20 protein-coding genes are annotated in these 17,536 nt (G+C 68.1%); 12 read left to right on the top strand and 8 right to left on the bottom strand.

Annotated elements, in window-relative coordinates; all coding sequences use genetic code 11:
• Positions 1-40: 40 nt before the first annotated feature.
• Positions 41-268, top strand: coding sequence for a LapA family protein (locus QLQ85_RS13300; RefSeq protein ID WP_282721733.1), 228 nt, complete (start codon positions 41-43; stop codon positions 266-268).
• 15 nt (positions 269-283) lie between these two features.
• Here the strand turns inward: QLQ85_RS13300 and QLQ85_RS13295 are convergent, their stop codons facing one another.
• The gene (locus tag QLQ85_RS13295) at positions 284-1,219 is read right to left on the bottom strand and encodes a YihY/virulence factor BrkB family protein (RefSeq protein ID WP_282739429.1); all 936 of its coding nucleotides are present in this window, start codon (positions 1,217-1,219) and stop codon (positions 284-286) included.
• A 201-nt stretch (positions 1,220-1,420) separates the two neighbouring features.
• On the opposite strand from QLQ85_RS13295, the gene QLQ85_RS13290 reads away from it, so the two are divergent.
• The 6 genes from QLQ85_RS13290 (at position 1,421) to dcd (ending at position 6,415) form a co-directional block, all read left to right on the top strand.
• Positions 1,421-2,095 carry a spermidine synthase gene (locus tag QLQ85_RS13290; protein WP_282739428.1) on the top strand — a complete coding sequence of 225 codons (675 nt, stop codon included), beginning with the start codon at positions 1,421-1,423 and terminating at the stop codon, positions 2,093-2,095.
• A gap of 1 nt (position 2,096) precedes the next feature.
• Complete coding sequence (locus QLQ85_RS13285) at positions 2,097-2,699, top strand: hypothetical protein (protein ID WP_282739427.1); 603 nt, start codon at positions 2,097-2,099, stop codon at positions 2,697-2,699.
• Positions 2,700-2,753: 54 nt separating this feature from the next.
• Positions 2,754-3,515 carry an RNA pseudouridine synthase gene (locus QLQ85_RS13280; protein ID WP_282739426.1) on the top strand — a complete coding sequence of 254 codons (762 nt, stop codon included), beginning with the start codon at positions 2,754-2,756 and terminating at the stop codon, positions 3,513-3,515.
• A 122-nt stretch (positions 3,516-3,637) separates the two neighbouring features.
• On the top strand, positions 3,638-4,630 hold the full coding sequence (locus tag QLQ85_RS13275; protein WP_282739425.1) for a coiled-coil domain-containing protein: 993 nt from the start codon (positions 3,638-3,640) through the stop codon (positions 4,628-4,630).
• Between the two features lie 149 nt (positions 4,631-4,779).
• Entirely contained in the window at positions 4,780-5,583 is an 804-nt protein-coding gene (apbC, locus tag QLQ85_RS13270; RefSeq protein WP_282739505.1) for an iron-sulfur cluster carrier protein ApbC, read from the top strand.
• A 265-nt stretch (positions 5,584-5,848) separates the two neighbouring features.
• Positions 5,849-6,415 (top strand): dCTP deaminase, encoded by a 567-nt coding sequence (dcd, locus tag QLQ85_RS13265; protein WP_102628904.1) that lies wholly within the window; start codon positions 5,849-5,851, stop codon positions 6,413-6,415.
• A gap of 233 nt (positions 6,416-6,648) precedes the next feature.
• Here the strand turns inward: dcd and purN are convergent, their stop codons facing one another.
• Both purN and purM read right to left on the bottom strand, forming a co-directional pair.
• Entirely contained in the window at positions 6,649-7,392 is a 744-nt protein-coding gene (gene purN, locus QLQ85_RS13260) for a phosphoribosylglycinamide formyltransferase (protein WP_282739424.1), read from the bottom strand.
• Entirely contained in the window at positions 7,389-8,453 is a 1,065-nt protein-coding gene (purM, locus tag QLQ85_RS13255) for a phosphoribosylformylglycinamidine cyclo-ligase (protein ID WP_282739423.1), read from the bottom strand. The genes purN and purM overlap by 4 nt, the downstream gene beginning before the upstream one ends.
• Before the next feature lie 181 nt (positions 8,454-8,634).
• Between purM and QLQ85_RS13250 the strand changes: the two genes are divergently transcribed.
• Both QLQ85_RS13250 and hda read left to right on the top strand, forming a co-directional pair.
• Complete coding sequence (locus QLQ85_RS13250; RefSeq protein WP_282739422.1) at positions 8,635-9,714, top strand: AI-2E family transporter; 1,080 nt, start codon at positions 8,635-8,637, stop codon at positions 9,712-9,714.
• Positions 9,711-10,412 (top strand): DnaA regulatory inactivator Hda, encoded by a 702-nt coding sequence (gene hda, locus QLQ85_RS13245; RefSeq protein ID WP_282739421.1) that lies wholly within the window; start codon positions 9,711-9,713, stop codon positions 10,410-10,412. The genes QLQ85_RS13250 and hda overlap by 4 nt, the downstream gene beginning before the upstream one ends.
• Before the next feature lie 4 nt (positions 10,413-10,416).
• Here the strand turns inward: hda and ehuB are convergent, their stop codons facing one another.
• The 4 genes from ehuB to QLQ85_RS13225 form a co-directional block, all read right to left on the bottom strand.
• Positions 10,417-11,286, bottom strand: a complete 870-nt coding sequence (gene ehuB, locus QLQ85_RS13240; protein ID WP_282739420.1) for an ectoine/hydroxyectoine ABC transporter substrate-binding protein EhuB — start codon at positions 11,284-11,286, stop codon at positions 10,417-10,419.
• A gap of 104 nt (positions 11,287-11,390) precedes the next feature.
• Positions 11,391-11,921, bottom strand: coding sequence for a carboxypeptidase-like regulatory domain-containing protein (locus QLQ85_RS13235; RefSeq protein WP_282739419.1), 531 nt, complete (start codon positions 11,919-11,921; stop codon positions 11,391-11,393).
• A gap of 143 nt (positions 11,922-12,064) precedes the next feature.
• Positions 12,065-12,433 (bottom strand): phasin family protein, encoded by a 369-nt coding sequence (locus QLQ85_RS13230; RefSeq protein WP_282721748.1) that lies wholly within the window; start codon positions 12,431-12,433, stop codon positions 12,065-12,067.
• A gap of 141 nt (positions 12,434-12,574) precedes the next feature.
• Positions 12,575-13,606: an alpha/beta hydrolase gene (locus QLQ85_RS13225; protein WP_282739418.1), complete on the bottom strand. Its 1,032-nt coding sequence runs from the start codon at positions 13,604-13,606 to the stop codon at positions 12,575-12,577.
• A 142-nt stretch (positions 13,607-13,748) separates the two neighbouring features.
• On the opposite strand from QLQ85_RS13225, the gene QLQ85_RS13220 reads away from it, so the two are divergent.
• Both QLQ85_RS13220 and QLQ85_RS13215 read left to right on the top strand, forming a co-directional pair.
• Positions 13,749-15,128: a class II fumarate hydratase gene (locus QLQ85_RS13220; RefSeq protein WP_282739417.1), complete on the top strand. Its 1,380-nt coding sequence runs from the start codon at positions 13,749-13,751 to the stop codon at positions 15,126-15,128.
• Between the two features lie 154 nt (positions 15,129-15,282).
• Positions 15,283-16,038, top strand: coding sequence for a helix-turn-helix domain-containing protein (locus tag QLQ85_RS13215; RefSeq protein WP_282739416.1), 756 nt, complete (start codon positions 15,283-15,285; stop codon positions 16,036-16,038).
• Between the two features lies 1 nt (position 16,039).
• Here QLQ85_RS13215 and QLQ85_RS13210 read toward each other — a convergent pair whose 3' ends face one another.
• On the bottom strand, positions 16,040-16,513 hold the full coding sequence (locus QLQ85_RS13210) for a hypothetical protein (protein WP_282739415.1): 474 nt from the start codon (positions 16,511-16,513) through the stop codon (positions 16,040-16,042).
• A gap of 308 nt (positions 16,514-16,821) precedes the next feature.
• On the opposite strand from QLQ85_RS13210, the gene QLQ85_RS13205 reads away from it, so the two are divergent.
• Positions 16,822-17,505 (top strand): helix-turn-helix domain-containing protein, encoded by a 684-nt coding sequence (locus QLQ85_RS13205; RefSeq protein ID WP_282739414.1) that lies wholly within the window; start codon positions 16,822-16,824, stop codon positions 17,503-17,505.
• The last annotated feature ends 31 nt before the right edge of the window (positions 17,506-17,536 follow it).

Below are 17,536 nucleotides of genomic sequence, written 5' to 3'. Positions count from 1 at the left end.
GACCAGCTTGGAAGGGGCCGATTCGACAGGGAGAGACGGCATGGACAAGCTGCTGCTGGCGGTGAAGGTGGCGATCACGGTGCTGGTGCTCATCCTCTTCGTGCAGAACATCGCCGTGGTGGAGGTGCGCTTCCTGACCTGGAGCCTCACCCTGCCCCTGGCGCTGGTGCTAGTGGTGATCTATCTGCTCGGCATGGTGAGCGGCCGGAGCCTGATGGGATTGATGCGCCGCCTGGGTGCCGATCGCGGCCGGGGGCCGCGGCGCTGACTCGCCGTGCCTGGCTCAGTCCACGTGGGTCACCGCCTGGTGCCTGGAGTCGATATGCCACGCCAGGCCGAGCCGGGCGTTGCGCTCCAGCTCGGCGATCACCTGGGCCCCCAGCAGCAGGATGATGGCGCCCACCTCCAGGCTCAGCAACACCACGATCAGGGTGGCCAGCGAGCCGTAGACCGCGTTGACGAGTGACAGGTTGGCGAAGTAGAACACCAGCAGCAGGCGCACTCCCTCCCACAGCAGCGCGGCGACGAAGCCGCCCACCACCGCCCGCTTCAGCGCGATCGTCACCACCGGCAGCACCTTGTAGATGGCGCTGAACAGCAGGAAGACCCCGAGGAAGCTGGTCAGGTTGAGCATCGGCTCCGAGAGCCCCGCCAGCGGGAGCTCGCGGTCGAACAGCGCGAGCCACAGGGAATTGAGGGAACTGGCCAGGGTCACCAGCAGGGTCAGGGCCAGCAGCCCCGCGCCGAGTACCAGCATGAAGGCATAGGGCATCAGCACCGAGACCCAGACGCTGCGGCCGGCATGGTGGGTGTCGGGGGCATGGAAGATGATCGCCAGGGCGTCTTCCAGCATGCGAAAGGCGAAGGAACTGAACAGCAACAGCACCGGAAAACCGAGAAAGCCGATGACGTCGCGGGAGTCGAGCAGGGCGCGCACGGCCTCGATCAGCACCTCGGCATGGGCCGGCGCCAGGTGGCGTGCCTGAACCGACAGCACGCCGAGCAGGTGCTGCTCGTCCACCACCCGGGCCAGCAGCACCACCAGCAGGGCGAACAGCGGCACGATGGAGAGCAGGATGTTGTAGCCCACGCCGCCGGCGAGCAGGATGCCGCGGTTGCGCAGGAAGGCCTTGAGCACCCGCCACAGGAAGTGGGCCACCCGTGGCAGCAGGGTGAAGGCGAGGTGATGCGAGCGGAGAGGGGGCGGGGAGTCCGTCATGTGCCATGTCGTCCATGCGGCTGTCAGGGCATCATACGCCGGTAGCGACGATCACCGTCAATCATGCCCGCGCCGACCCGTGCATGGCATGTCGCCGGCCGGGACAGCATAATGAGCGCCACCGGCCGTCGTCCGGCACGTCGCCGGTGCGTGGCTCGACCGGTCAGCCGGACATCATCTTCCTTCCGTCAACGAGGCATCATGGCCAAATTCGAAGTGATCGGCACGGCGAGCATCCCCGGCCAGGGCGGCGAGCTGCGCTTGCTGCAGCGCAATGACGAATTCTCCATCCGCATCGCCGGCAAGAGCGGCGAGCTGATGAACACCCGCCTGCATGGTTCCGAGGATGCCCTGGCCGAGCTGGCCTGTGAGCGCATCGCCGAACGCCCCGCGGTGCGGGTGCTGATCGGCGGGCTGGGCATGGGCTTCACCCTGGCCGCGGCGCTGGCGACCCTCGGCGAGGATGCCGAGGTGGTGGTCGCCGAGCTGGTGCCCGGGGTGGTCGAGTGGAATCGTGGTCCGCTCGGCGCCGCCGCCGGGCATCCCCTCGACGACCCCCGGGCCCGCGTCAGCCTCGGTGATGTGGGCGAGCTGCTGCGTCGCGAACCCGGCGGTTTCGATGCCATCATGCTCGACGTCGACAACGGCCCCGAGGGCCTGACGCGCGAGGAGAACGACTGGCTCTATTCGCCCAGGGGGCTGGCCGCCGCCCAGGAAGCGCTGCGCCCGGGCGGCGTGCTGGCGATCTGGTCGGCGGGCCAGGACCCGGCCTTCACCGAGCGCCTGCGGCGAGTCGGCCTGCTGGTCGAGGAGGTCACGGTACGTGCCCATCGCCCCGGCAAGGGGGCGAAGCACCGCATCTGGCTGGCCTACTGAGATGCGATCGGGTGCCGTCGGTTTCCATTTGCCGTGGCTGCTCACCGCACTGCTGCTGGGCGGTTGCGCGGGGCGTATCGTGCCGCCCTCGGCCCCCGTCGACCCGGTCGACGTCTACCTGCTCGACCATGGCCGGCATGCCAGCCTGGTGCTTCCCCGGCGGCAGGGTGGGCTGGTGCGATACAGCTACGGAGAGTGGGGCTGGTATGTCGAGGGCAGGCGGCACCTGCTCGCCGGGGTCTCGGCGATGCTGTGGCCGACGACCGGCGGGCTGGGGCGTGGCGTGCACGAGGAGATCGATTCGCCCCACGACCTCCATCGGCTGGCGCCGGAGGGCCTGGTGGGCGTCTATCCCCTCAGGGCGGAGGCGGCGCGGGTAGCGGCACTCCGGCGCCGGCTCGATGCCCACTTCCAGAAGGGGGGCGTCACACCGACCTACAGTGCCGAGTTCGACCTCGAGTTCGTGCCCTATCCGCGCGCCTACTGGCTGACCCACCAGTCCAATCTCGTCGTCGCCCAGTGGCTGCGGCGGCTGGGCGTCGAGGTCAAGGGGCTGCCCTGGCTCTCCAACTGGCGCATCGAGGCGCCGCCCGAGGCCCCCTGACGGTACCCGAAAGGGGGTACAATCCACCTCCCTGCAGCCCACCCGAGACCCGCCATGACCATGTCCGATACCCCATCCGCCGCCGGTGACGCCCCCGGCGCCGAGGAGCGCCTCTCCAAGCGCCTGGCGCGGCTGCTGCCCTGCTCGCGTCGCGAGGCGGAGCAGTACATCGCCGGTGCCTGGGTGCTGGTCGATGGCCGAATCGTCGAGGAGCCGCAGTTCAAGGTCGGCGACCAGCGCATCGAGCTGGCCCCGGGGGCCCGGGCCGAGGAGATCCCCCCGGCCACGCTGCTGCTCAACTGCCCGTCCGACCATGATGCGACCGATGGCGCCGCCCTGGCCAGGGCGCGGATCACCGCGATCTCGCACTGGGAGCAGGACCCCAGCGGTCGGCGCCCGCTCAAGGCGCACTTCCGTGGCCTGGCCGCGATGTTGCCGCTGATGCCGGGGCAGGGGGGGCTGCTGGTCTTCACCCAGGACCGCGGGGTGGCCAGGCGGCTCGACGAGCAGGTCGCCCGGCTGGAACAGGAGTGGCTGGTCGAGGTGCGTGGCACCCTGGACGAGAAGCAGATGGAGGCGTTGCGGCGTGGCTCGGCGGTCCCGGGGCGGCGGCTGGCCCCCGGCAAGGTGAGCTGGCAGAGCGAGACCCGGTTGCGTATCGCCCTGAAGGGCATGGTCCCGGGCCAGCTCGAGGCGATGTGCACCGGGGTGGGGTTGACCGTGTCGTCGGTCAAGCGGTTGCGCATCGGCGGGGTCTCCCTGGGTCGCGTGCCGACGGGAGAGTGGCGCTACCTGCAGCCCGGCGAGCGCTTCTGAGGCACGGCGCCTCTCGCTTTCCCCGCCTGCACTCGCTATGTATGCTGATCGTGTCGCACCCATGCCGCGCGGCCCAGCCGGTCGGCATCGATTTGTAGCCTGAATCCGAGAGGAGACGTCGCATGTCGGAAACCGCGCAGACTTCATTCTTCAAGGACAATCGTGCCAGGGGGCTGGCCGCCGTGGCGGTGGTGGCCGTCTTCTGGGCACTGTTCGCCCAGTCCAGCGCCAACTCCCACAAGGAGGAACGCGAAGCCCTCGAATCCCGGCTCTCCGCCGTGCAGGGCGAGAACGAGACACTGAGAGGCCGGCTCACCGAACGCGAGGAGACCGAGGCGGACATCGAGAGCCTCGAGGCGCGGCTGGCGGAGCTTCGTGAGGAGCAGGAGGGCGCCGAGAACGAGCTCGAGCGGACGCAGGTCGAGGTCGCCGCCGCCAGGGCCGAGCTCGAGGAGGTGCAGGCCTCGCAAGAGGCGGTGACGGCAGACGCCACGGGGGTGGAGGAGCGTCTGAACGAGGGCCAGGAGGCGCTGGCGGCACTGCAGCAGGAGTACGACGAGACCGACCAGGCACGCCAGGAGGCCGACCAGGCACGCCAGGAGGCGGAAGCCGCACGCCAGGCAGCCGAAGAGGCGCGCCAGGAGGCGGAGGCCGACCGGCAGGCGGCCGAGGAGGCCCGCCGGGAAGCCGAGCAGGCCCACGAGCAGGCCGCCGCCGACCTCGAGGCGCGTCAGGGCGAGATCGAGGAGGCCGAGGGGCGTCTCGCCTCGCTGGCTGACGAGATCGGTGAGCGGGAGTCGCAGCGCGATGCCCTGGCCGACGAGATCGGCGAGCTCGAGCAGCAGCGCGAGACCCTCGAAGGGCAGCTCGAGACCATCCGGCAGGAGCAGGGCGAGGCCGAGGAAGCCCTGCAGCAGCGCCGCAGCGAGCGTGACGACCTGTTGGTGGCCATCGAAATCGGCCGCGAAGAGGTCGAGACCATCGAGGCCGAGATCGAGCGCCGCGAGTCGCAGCTGGAGCGCCTGGAATCACAGCTCGCCGCCTGGCGCACCGAGCTGGCCGAGCTGGAGGCCAACCTGGAGGCCGGCCAGGCCCTGGAGGCCGAGCAGGAGTGACGCGAGCGTTGGGCCGAGGAGTGCGAACGGCGAGCCTGGCTCGCCGTTCGTGGTTTCTACCCATTGCATGGCCCGGGAGCCAGGCGGGTATACTGGTCGGGTGGCCGCCATCGGCGGCCCAGCCCAACAGCATTGAGGAGTGAGTCGTGATCGAAGGGGTCAAGCGTATCGTCGCCGTGGCGTCCGGCAAGGGCGGCGTGGGCAAATCCACCGTCACCGTCAACCTGGCGCTGGCCATGGCCGCCGAGGGTTATCGGGTCGGTATCCTCGATGCCGATATCTACGGGCCGAGCCAGGCCCAGATGCTGGGGGTGGGCGAGGGCGTGCGCCCCCAGGCCGCCGGCGAGAATCGCTTCAGGCCGCTTCAGGCCCACGGCATCCAGGCCATGTCCATGGCCTTCATGGTCGACATCCGCGAGCCCATGGTATGGCGCGGTCCGATGGTGGCCGGTGCCTTCCAGCAGCTGCTTACCCAGACCGCCTGGGACGACCTGGACTATCTGTTCATCGACATGCCCCCGGGGACCGGGGACGTTCAGCTGACCCTGGCCCAGAAGGTGCCCGTGGACGGCGCGGTGATCGTCACCACGCCTCAGGACATCGCCCTGCTCGACGCCCGCAAGGGCATCGAGATGTTCCGCAAGGTGAACGTGCCGGTGCTTGGGGTGGTGGAGAACATGAGCCTGCATGTCTGCTCGAACTGCGGTCACGGCGAGCCGATCTTCGGCGAGGGCGGCGGCGAGCGCATCGCCGCCGAGTACGAGACACGGGTGCTGGGGCAACTGCCGCTGACCCTGGCGATCCGCGAGCAGGTGGACGGCGGGCGACCCACGGTGGTGGCCGAGCCCGACGGCGAGGTGACGGCCACCTTCCGCGACATGGCGCGACAGATCGCGGAACGGTTACAGGATGAATCGTCCGAGGGGCCGGCCATCTCCTTCAGCGACGATTGAGCAGGCCAAAGGCTATCGCCGTTCATTCCCCAGCGTCCCAGAGTCGGGGCTGATCCGGGGGCAGGCCTGCGAGGAGGCGCTGTGAACCCCTCCCTGGGCGCTACTTTTGCCTTCCCTGGCAAAAGACCTCCTCTTCGACCTGCCCCCGGCGCCCCTCTATGCATCCAGCTGCAACTGCCCTGTTGAGCAGGCAGTGACGCTCGCTCCCCGGGCCGCTATCATGGCGGCCCCGGTTCTTTCGTTCCCAACCCAGCAGGATGTCCCGATGAGCATCAAATCCGACAAGTGGATCCGCCGCATGGCCGAGCGGGAAGGCATGATCGAGCCCTTCGAGGCCGACCAGGTGCGCTATGTGAACGATCGTCGGGTGATCTCCTACGGGACCTCCAGCTACGGCTACGACGTGCGCTGTGCCGACGAATTCAAGGTGTTCACCAACATCCACTCGGCGGTGGTGGACCCCAAGGCCTTCGACGACAAGAGCTTCGTCGACATCAAGGGCGACGTCTGCGTCATCCCGCCCAACTCCTTCGCCCTGGCGCGCACTGTGGAGTACTTCCGCATCCCGCGCAGCGTGCTGACCATCTGCCTGGGCAAGTCGACCTATGCCCGCTGCGGGATCATCGTCAACGTCACGCCGCTCGAGCCGGAGTGGGAAGGGCACGTGACCCTGGAATTCTCCAACACCACCAACCTGCCGGCCAAGATCTACGCCAACGAGGGTGTGGCGCAGATGCTGTTCCTCGAGTCCGACGAGGTCTGCGACGTCTCCTACAAGGACCGTGGCGGCAAGTATATGGGGCAGCGGGGGGTGACCCTACCGCGCACCTGAGAAAGCGCCGATTTATTGCTGCGCTCGACATCCTGATCGCCGGCGGTGCTCGGAATCCTCATGTAGCAGGCTACACTCCGGTTGACTCGAAACCTCCGGTTTCTCGCCCCTCCGGGGCCATCCTGCGGATGTTTGTCGCTGCGCTCGGTTCTGTGCTCCGGCGGCGACCAGCCTGTCATCGCTCGCGACATAAATCGTCAGCTTTCTGAACAAGATCATTCCCACGGTACCTATCAGGTGCCGTTGAGATCCTCGTCGAGCTCCTCGGCGGCGTCGGCGTGGGACATGCGCATTCCCTGGGGCGGCAGCGGCAGGCCATCGAAGGTGACGCCCTCGGCGCCGAGCTGCAAACGCCCCTCCAGGAACCACTTCACGGCGATGGGGTAGATCAGGTGTTCGCGGGCGTGAACCTTCTCTTTGAGGCTCGCTTCCGTCTCGTCGTCGGCGAGGGCCACGGCGGCCTGCAGCGCCACCGGGCCGCCGTCGAGCTCCTCGGTGACGAAGTGCACGCTGCAGCCGTGCTCGGTCACGCCGTCGGCCAGCGCCCGGGCATGGGTGTTCAGGCCCTGGTAGGCGGGCAGCAGCGAGGGGTGGATGTTGAGCATGCGCCCCAGGAAGCGCTGCACGAAGCGCGGGGTGAGGATGCGCATGAAGCCCGCCAGCACGATCAGGTCGGGCTCGTGGCGCTCGACCACCTTGATCAGGGCGCCGTCGTAGGCATCCCGGCTCTCGTACTCGCGGTGCGGCAGCACCACGGCGTCGATGCCGGCGTCCCGGGCGCGCTGGAGGCCGTAGGCGTCGGGCTCGTTGGAGATCACCGCGACGATCTCGCCGCCCAGCCTGTCGTGAGCCTGCTCGTCGATCAGCGCCTGGAGGTTGCTGCCGTTGCCGGAGATCAGCACCACCACCCGGCGGGTGTCGGCGGGTTCCGGGGTGAACTCCCTCAGGGTATCGCTCTGGTAGCCGGTGTCGCTCATGCCTCGACGTTCTCCAGCCGCACCGGCTCCTCGTCGCCCCGGCGAGCGGTGATCTCGCCGATGCGGTAGACGGTCTCGCCCTGGGCCTGCAGGTGAGCGCGGGCCTGGTCGGCCTTGTCGGCGGGAACCACGATCACCATGCCGATGCCGCAGTTGAGCACGCGATGCATCTCGTGCTCGTCGACGTTGCCCTGCCGCTGCAGCCAGTCGAACACCGCCGGACGGGGCCAGCTCGAGACGTCGATGCGCGCGGCGAGGCCGTCCGGCAGCACCCGGGGGATGTTCTCGAGCAGCCCGCCGCCGGTGATGTGGGAGAGGGCGTGCACGGCCACGCCGCTCTCCTTGATCAGCGACAGCAGCGGCTTGACGTAGATGCGAGTAGGGGCCAGCAGGGCGTCGCCGAGTGGTTGGCCGTCGATGGCGGTGTCCAGGTCGGCACCGCTGACCTCGAGAATCTTGCGGATCAGCGAGTAGCCGTTGGAGTGCGGACCCGAGGAGGCGACGCCGAGGAGGACGTCGCCCTCGGCGACCTTGCTGCCGTCGAGGATCTCGGATTTCTCCACCACGCCGACACAGAAGCCGGCCAGGTCGTAGTCGCTGCCCTCGTACATGCCGGGCATCTCGGCGGTCTCGCCGCCCACCAGCGCACACCCGGCCCGGGCACAGCCCTCGCCGATACCGGTGACCACGTCGGCGGCGATGTCCACATCGAGCTTGCCCGTGGCATAGTAGTCGAGGAAGAACAGCGGTTCCGCGCCCGCCACCACCAGATCGTTGACGCACATCGCCACCAGGTCGATGCCGATGGTGTCGTGGCGGCCCAGATCCATGGCCAGGCGCAACTTGGTGCCGACCCCGTCGGTGCCTGAGACCAGTACCGGCTCGCGGTAGCCGGCAGGGAGCTGGCACAGGGCACCGAAGCCGCCCAGCCCGCCCATCACCTCGGGGCGGGTGGTGCGCTTGGCCACGCCCTTGATGCGATCGACCAGGGCATTGCCGGCGTCGATGTCGACACCGGCATCCTTGTAGCTGAGTGAGGGGCGGGAAGTGGAATCGGTCATGACCTGTCCTGTGTAAGAATGGCTGTCGGTGCGTCGTCGGCGTCGCGCGTCGGGGGCAGTCATCGGCCGACGCGCAGTGGGCAAGATCGGGGCGTGAATTGTAGCATCATGATGCAGGGCTGGCAGCCGTCGGCTGGCCAGCACAGGGCCAGGGTCAGGCATTCGTCACAGGGAGACAGCGATGCGCAGAGAATGGTGGGTGGTGGCCGGCGTGGCCGCGGTGGGGCTCTGGTTCTTGATCAGCATCGAGCCGGTACTGATGCCGTTCTTCGTCAGCATGGTCCTGGCCTATCTGGGCGACCCCCTGGCCGATCGCCTGGAGGAGGTCGGACTCTCGCGACGCCTGGCCGTCTCCGTGGTCTTCCTGTTGCTGACCCTGATCGTCGTGCTGACCCTGTTGCTGGTGGTCCCGGTGCTGGGCCGCCAGCTCGGTCAGTTGATCGAGTCGGTGCCGGCGATACTCAATTGGATGCAGGGCACCGTGGTGCCGCGTGTCCAGTCGCTGACCGGCATGGATCTGAGTACCGATATCGACCAGATGCGAGAGGCGGTCGTCGACAACTGGAAGGAGACCGGCACCTTCGCGGCCACCCTGCTGACACAGGTTTCGCGGTCGGGACTGGCGCTGGTGGCCTGGATCGGCAACCTGGCCCTGATTCCGGTGGTCACCTTCTATCTGCTGCTCGACTGGGACGTCATCGTCGGGAAGCTGCGCGGCGCCCTGCCGCGCAGTTGGGAGCCTGCCGCGGTGCGTCTTGCCGGCCAGTGCGACGAGGTGCTGTCGGCCTTCCTGCGCGGCCAGCTGATCGTGATGCTCTGCCTGGGGGTGATCTATGCCATCGGCCTGACCCTGCTGGGCGTGCGTTTCGGGATGCTGATCGGCATGCTGGCCGGCCTGGCCAGTATCGTGCCCTATCTCGGTGTGATCGTCGGCATCTCCGTGGCCGGCATCGTGGCCTTCTTCCAGTTCGGCGACTGGCTGAGCCTACTCGGGGTCGCCGCCGTCTTCGGGTTCGGCCAGGCCGTCGAGAGCGTGGTGCTGCAGCCCAAGCTGCTCGGCGACAAGATCGGGCTGCACCCGGTGGCGGTGATCTTCGCCGTGCTGGCCGGGGGCAACCTGTTCGGCTTCACCGGGGTACTGCTGGCGCTGCCGGCGGCGGCGGTGATCATGGTACTCTTGCGGGAACTCAACGATCGCTACAAGAACAGTACCTTGTACGATACCAGACAACCCCGCACCGACGACGAGGAGTCGACATGAGCCGAGCACCCGCGCAACTGCCGCTGGGCGTGGGGCTGCGTGACGATGCCACCTTCGCCAACTTCCTTTCCGGCGCCAACGCCTCCCTGGTCGACCACCTCGTCCATCAGCTCGACAACGACGGCGAACCTTTCCTCTACCTCTGGGGCAAGCCCGGCGTGGGGCGCAGTCACCTGCTGCAGGCGGCCTGTCACGCGGCATCCGACCGGGATCGTCGGGCCCTCTATCTGCCGCTGGAGGAGCTGGGGCATTTCCCGCCACTGATGCTCGAGGAGGTCGAACGCCTGGACCTGGTGGCCATCGACGACCTGGAGCGGGTCATCGGTCGCAAGCGCTGGGAGGAGGCGCTGTTTCATGCCTTCAACCGGCTGCGGGATGCCGGCAAGCGGCTGGTGATCGCCGCCGAGGCCGCCCCCCGGCAGTTGCCGGTGCGTCTCCCCGACCTGGCCTCGCGGCTGACCTGGGGCATGACCTTCCAGGTCCAGGGGCTGGATGATGAGCAGCGGCTGGCGGCGCTGACGCTGCGCGCCCGGGTCCGCGGCATGCAGTTGCCCGACGAGGTCGCCCGCTACATCCTGCATCGCGGGCCCCGGCGGCTGGGCGAACTGTTCGAGGCGCTGGAGGCCCTGGACCGCGCCTCTCTGTCGGCCCAGCGCAAGTTGACCATTCCCTTCGTCAAGCAGGCGCTGGGCTGGTAGGTGGCTAGCCGCTGCAGAGCTGCTCGGTGCGGAAACGGAACGAGTTCAGCACGTCGTCCTGGGTGAAGCCATGGTCGGTGAGGATCTGCTCCCAGGCATTGGTGCGCTTGAAGGCCGTCAGCGCCTCGTTGACCGCGTCGCGGAGTTCCTCGGCATCGGGCCCGAAGGCGAAGCCCCCCCAACTGCGCACCGCCTCGCCTTCGACCACCGGGTCGACGAAGTCGAGGACCACTTCCACGTCGTTGTCGATCTGCTCGAGGGCAGTGACCGTCAGCCCGGTGGCCGCGTAGGCGTCGACCTCGCCGGCGGTGATCGCCCCGATGGCATCCTCGTTGCGCTCGATGGTGACGATCCGGTCATCGGGCACGTCCAGTGCCAGGAGGATCTCGCGCTGGTCGGCACCGGCCATGACGGCGACCTTGACGTCGTTGCGTTGCGCGAAGTCGGTGTAGGAGGTGAGCGCCCCGGGGTTGGTGGCCCTGACCAGCAGGCCTTCGCCATAGGTGGTGTTCGGCTCGGAGTAGAGGATCTGCTCGCAGCGCTCCGGCAGGATGGCCATCTCCGCGGCGGCCATGTCGAAGCGCCCCTCGCGCAGGCCGGGGATCAGGTCGCCGAAGGTGGTCTCGATCCATTCGATCGATTCGATACCCAGCTCGTCCATCAGGTGCAGTGCGACCTCGGGGCCTGCCCCGCGGGGCTCCCCGTGCTCGTCGATATAGCCGTAGGGAACCTCATTGGCCACGGCGATGCGAATGCTGCCGTGTTCGCGAATCTCCTCCAGGGTGGCGGCACTGGTATCGGCACCGGCCAGGCCAAGCAGTAGCGCCGAGATGGCCAGTCGCATCGGCCAGCCGGTTCTGCTGTCGTTGCGCATGAGCTAACGTCCCTCCGTGGGTGGGGGGCCCGAGCAATGTCGCGGGCACCGAGAGCCTCTGGCATCAACATAGGAGACCGGGACGGCTCACGCCAGGCGGTGCCTCAGCGGCTGAGGTTCACTTCCAGGCGCTGGCCATTGCCCAACGACACCTGACGGATGATGACTCGCCGTTGGCCGCTGGCGGGGTCGACGACGCTGCCCGACACGTAGAACTCGCCGGCCGGTATCCCGTTCAGGCTGAAGTGACCCTGGCCATCGGTGCGCGTAGTGTGGGTGTATTCTCGTGCCCGGGGGTCGGCGGGTTCCACGGCACGGCCGGCCAGGGCCTGTTCGGCTGCCTCGGCGGAATAGGTGGTCACCGGGGCCACTGACACGGTTTCGCCGGCGCCGGGGGTGCCGTTGAGGCTCAGGCGACCGCTGATCACGCCGCTGCCGGTCCTCTGCAGGGCGGCGTACTCCGCCTCGGGAAACGCCACCTGCCGTGCCACGCGCCCGGGCGCCGGACGCCCCGTCTCGCGCTCGGTGCCCCTGTCGATCACCTCGATGCGCTCGGTCGGTGCGGGCGCGGGGGGCATGATTTCACAGCCGGCCAGTGCCACGGCCGTCAGCAAGACAGGAATCCAGCGTTGCATGATCTCTCTCCCGGTGATGGATTCTTCGGCCGCAGGAGGTGGCCGCTGAGCCAGGAGAGCTTAACGCAAAAAGGCCGCCGATCGATGATCGGCGGCCCTTCGGGGCGCTGGCCGGCGCGGGGCCGGCCAGTCCTGTCAGCGGCTTACTTGGCGGCCTTGGTGGCAGTCTCTTGAGCCTGCTTGACGTTTTCCTCGGTCAGCTTCTGGCTCTTCTGCACGAAGTCCTGCTGCAGGGAGACGACCTTCTCGGCATCGCCCTTGAAGCGCTCGGTCAGGTCCTTGGCGACCTTCTGCTGGCCTTCCATGTAGGCACGCAGGCCTTCGGCATCCTTGACGTTCATCAGGCTGCGCAGCTGTGCCAGACCGGTGTCGGCATAGGCCTTGCCGGCGTCGAGCTGGGCATTGACCAGCTTCTCGGTGTAGTCGACGGAGAGCGACGCGTAGGCGCGGGCCGGACCGACGAACATGGATTCGAACTGCTCGGTGAATTGCTTGGTATCGAAGTTTTGCATCGTGAAACCCTCCGGGGCTCTATGAAGTATCGGGAAGCCACACGGTGGTGTCGCGTTTCCCTTCCTGTTGCACTGCACAATAGCAGAGTGGTTTGTGCAGTGCAACATCAACTTTTTCTCGCCGCCACGGCGGCGGCGTGATCACCCCTCGCAGAGCCGCGCGCGGGCGGTGGCGTGGTCGGTCTCGTGGCCGGAGGGCAGCGCCGCCCGCGGGTCCAGTAGCCAGGCGGCGATGTCCTCATGGGTGGCGGCGTCGCCGCTGTAGCGGGTCAGCATGTGGAAGCCATCGGGGTAGAGCACCAGCCGGTGGGCCGGTGCGGCAGGCAGGCGGTCGAGGAGTCGACAGATCGGCGGCGATGGGATCACCTGATCCTGCTCGCCATACAGCAACAGGGTCGGCGGGGGCAGGCGTTCGCCGGCTCGGGCGGCGGCGTCCATCAGTCGGCTCAGACCATGGAGGGTGTCGATGCGGGCGCGCCGCTGGATCAGGGGGTCGTCGAGCATGGCGCGCATCACCTCCGGATCGTCGGTGGGGCGGATGCCCAGGCGCCGCGTGATGCGGGAGCTGAGACTCAGGCTCGGGAAGAGGCGCACGGCGAGTCGCAGGCCGAGCCGCTGGTACCAGGGCATGGTCTCGAGTCCCCACACCGCCGGCGAGATCAGCACGGCACCGTCCACCCCGGCAGGCGAGTCGCCGGTGAGGGCGAGCATGGCCACGGCCCCGCCCATGCTCTTGCCGACCAGATAGAGGGGGGGCTCGGGGTAGCGCTGGCGCAGCAGGCGGGTCACCAGGCGAGCGTCGTCGACCAGGCGCCGCTCGCCGTGCCAGAGGCCACGTCCGCTGGTGGTGCCGAAGCCACGCTGATCGATGGCATGCACGGCGATACCCCGGGCGCGCAGCGACAGGGCCAGGGGTTCGAGGCTGCCGGCATGGTCGTTGAAGCCGTGGAGTGCCAGCACGACCGCCTCGGGATCACCCGGCGGCAGCCAGCGGCGCATGGGCAACTGATAGCCGTCACCGGCGATCACCCGGCCGTCTCTCAGTTCGGCGCTGACGCCGGGGGGAGGGTCAAGCGATGCGGGCGCCGTGGCGGCACAGCCGGCCAGCCAGAAGATCACGAGCGCCGGCAGGCGTCGCACGGCACCCGTCCAGCGAGTGAGGCTGCCCGTCATGCCCGGTTCCATCCTGGGTTTCATCACCACGACCATAACGGAGCCCGGGGGGAATTGGCGAGGGTCGCCTTGCAAGCGGCGCTCGGCGGCACCATGGTGAGAGAGGGATTTCCTGCAGCGTCCTGCGACCAAGGAGAAGGCCATGAGCGACCATCGCATCGAGCGTGACAGCATGGGCGAGCTCGAGGTGCCCGCAGAGGCCCTCTACGGTGCCCAGACCCAGCGCGCGGTGAACAACTTTCCGGTCTCCGGCCAGCCCCTGCCGGCGGCCTTCATCCATGCCATCGCGCGCATCAAGCTGGCCGCGGCGAGGGTCAACCGGGAGCTCGGGCTGCTCGACGCTGAACGGGCCGCGGCCATCGTCGCCGCCGCCGAGGCGGTGATCGCCGGCGACCACGACGGCCAGTTCCCGGTGGACGTGTTCCAGACGGGCTCCGGCACCTCGAGCAACATGAACGTCAACGAAGTGCTCGCCCGCCTGGCCAGTCGGGACGGCCTGGCGGTGGGGCCCAACGACCACGTCAACATGGGACAGTCGAGCAACGACGTCATTCCCACCGCCATCCACCTCTCGGCGGCGCTGGAGGTGCAGTCGCGCCTGCGGCCGGCGCTGGTGCACCTGCGCCAGACCATCGATGTCCGTGCCTGCGAACTCGATCACGTGGTCAAGACCGGCAGGACGCATCTGATGGATGCCATGCCGTTGCGCATGAGCCAGGAGCTGGGGGGCTGGTCGAGCCAGGTGGGGCAGGCCATCGAGCGCCTCGACAGCGCCATGGTACGCCTCTGCCGGCTGGCCCAGGGCGGCACCGCGGTGGGCTCCGGCATCAATGCACACCCCGAGTTCGCGGTGCGCATGGCCCGGGACCTGAGCGAGCAGACCGGGCTGGCGCTCGCCCCGAACGACAGCTTCTTCGCCGGCCTGGCCTCCCAGGATGCCGCCGTGGAGTTGTCGGGCCAGCTCAGGGGGCTGGCCTGCGTGGTGATGAAGATCGCCAACGACCTGCGCTGGATGAACTCCGGCCCCCTGGCGGGGCTCGGCGAGATCGAACTCGAGGCCCTGCAGCCGGGCAGTTCGATCATGCCGGGCAAGGTCAATCCGGTGATTCCCGAGTCCGCCGCCCAGGCCGCGGCCCAGGTGATCGGTCTCGATACCGCGGTGACGGTGGCCGGCCAGAGCGGCAATTTCCAGCTCAACGTCATGCTGCCGCTGGTCGCCAACAACCTGCTTACCGCCATCGGGCTGATGGCCAACACCTCGTGGCTGCTGGCCGATCGCGCCATCGCCACGTTCAAGGTGCGCGAGGAGAACCTGCGGCAACCGCTGTCGCGCAACCCCATCCTGGTGACGGCACTCAACTCGGTGATCGGCTACGACGCCGCGGCGGCCATCGCCAAGAAGGCCTATGGGGCAGGGCGGCCGATCGTCGAGGTGGCCGAGGAGGAGACCGACCTCTCCCGCGAGGAGCTCGAGCGGCTGCTCGATCCCGCGGCCCTGACCCGGGGCGGGATTCCCGAGTAGCCAGGCGCCTCTTTCTCGAGCGCACCGGCTGGCCACCGGGACGTCCGTACGGGAGGCAACGGACTTCGACGAAAGCATGACGGCCCTCGCTCTCCCCGGGTCTCATACTCAGGACAATGGAGTGACCCCGAACGAGTTTCGGGAGGGGGAGGCCATGACGAGCCGCAACAAGGTGTTGCACTTCGCCGGCCGGCGCGACGTCGACTGCCTGTCATGCCGGGCGAGTCCCTTCTGTTTCACCGGACGACTGCCGGTCGACGAGGTCCCCGAACTCGGCGACATCATTCGTCGCCGGGCGACGCTCGACAAGGGCGACCTCCTGATCGCGCAAGGCTCGCCCTTCACCAGCCTCTTCCTGGTGCGCTCCGGCAGTCTCAAGCAGGTCACCACGACCGCAAGCGACGAATACCTGGTCACGGCGTTCTTTCTCCCGGGGGAGCTGATCGGCCTCGATGCCATCGGCGCAGGTCGCTACCCGGGCAGTGTCGTGTCACTGGAGACCGCCACGGTATGTGAATTGCCGTTCACGGAGTTCTCCGAGCTCGGCACCCGTGTGCCCGAGTTGCGCCGGCGGTTCCTGTGTCACCTGAGCCAGGAGATGGGGGGCGAGCGCCTGTGGATGCACCTGCTGCTGCGCAGGACCTCCGAGGTGCGACTGGCGCACTTCCTCGTCGCCATGTCCGAGCACTTCCGGCTTCGTGGCTATTCGCCCCACCGCTTCCGGTTGGCGATGTCGCGCGGCGATATCGCCAACTACCTGGGGCTGACGATGGAAACCGTCAGCCGGACCCTGATGCGCTATCGCGAGCAGGAACTGCTCGCCACACGCGGCCAGGAGTTCCATATCCTCGACTTGCCCCGCTTGGAGCGCCTGGCCGAGACCAGTGGACGGCGCAGCAGCGTGGGGTGACCTAGGCTTCGAGCGTCGACTGCGCCAGCCTCTCGCCGAGGACGCGACACTCGGCGCGTTTCTGGGCAACGCAAGCGAGCAGGGGGCGATACAGCTCCGGCGTGGCATTGGTTTCCAGCAGCCATTCGAAGAACCGGCGCGAGGCGTCGGCGCTCTCCAGGGTTTGCTCGAGCGCCTGCCCCTCCAGGGCGACATCGACGCTGACGAGGCGCTGTCGCTTGCCCGACGGCGACGCCTCGGTGTCGTCGATGACAAGGCAGGCGGAAAGTCCCAGGGCCCTGGCCGCGTCCCTCAGGGTCTCGAGTCGCTGTTCGCACTCCCTGCCCAGTTCGGCCATCAGGCGACTCGCTTCGGGAGCGGTGGCCCGGAGCCTGCGTGCGAGGCCCCGATAGCGGTGCCTCTCCTTCGTCTCATGGGCACTGGCCAGTGCGAGCTGTTCCCGGGGCAGGAGGGTGAGGGTGGTCAAGGTGTTCATGGGGCGTCATACCTCCGTGGAAGACACGCATGGCGATGAAGCGAGGTGCTGGGCGTTGGCCGACTGTCAGAGTAGTGAGTGGACTGCGGTAACGACCATGACAGGTATCAACTTCCTGGACGAATGCCCGAATCCTCCGTCCCCGGTGCCGGCGGAAAGCCTGGCCAAGAGTGACAGTTGTCAAGAATGGTGCCGAATGATGCACCGTGAATGCGTGATTTCAGGCATGGTGTCAGGGCTCGGCGCCGAGGCTGCTGCGTGCCGCCGGCCCGAGCCAATGACCGTTCTGGAGATATGTATTCACCGACATGAGCTGCTTGCACCTGCCCCTGGGGCTGCCCCTGGATGAGATCCCCGAACTCCACGATACCGAGACGTTCACACTGCTGAGGAAGGACGAAACCCTCTTCGAGCAGTGCGCACCGTTCACCGGCCTGTTCCTGGTGCGCTCCGGGAGCCTCAAGCAGGTCTCGACGATGAATGGAGGCGACCCCCTGGTCATGGCCTATGCGATGCCGGGCGACCTGGTGGGGCTCGATGCCATTGGACCGGACGTCTACCCGGGGACCGCCGTGGCGCTGGAGACCCTGACGGTGAGCGTGCTGTCGCGGGAGCGGATCGGCGAACTCGGTGCCCAGGCGCCGGAGCTGCGGCAGCAGTTGTGTCGCAACCTGAGCCAGGAGGTGCACAACGAGCGGCTGATGCTCAGGTCGTTGCTGCACAGGACCGCCGTCGGGCGACTGGCGTATTTCTTCGTCGCCATGTCGGCGCGCTTCCGGCGCCGTGGCTACTCGCCCACCCAGTTTCGCCTGGCGCTGTCGCGCAGCGACATCGGCAGCTACCTGGGCCTGACGGTGGAAACCGTCAGCCGCACCCTGGCGCGCTTCCACCAGCAGGAACTGCTCAAGGCCAGCGGGCGCGACTTCCATATTCTCGACCTCGACGGCCTCATCCGCCTGGCCGAGTCGAGCGGTCGGCGGGAAAGAGGGTAGCCGCGGACCCGGCAATAGGCGGCTGGACTCG

This window comes from Halomonas kalidii, assembly GCF_030010475.1.
Lineage (GTDB): Bacteria > Pseudomonadota > Gammaproteobacteria > Pseudomonadales > Halomonadaceae > Halomonas > Halomonas heilongjiangensis.
This window is presented reverse-complemented; position numbering and strand designations above follow the sequence as displayed.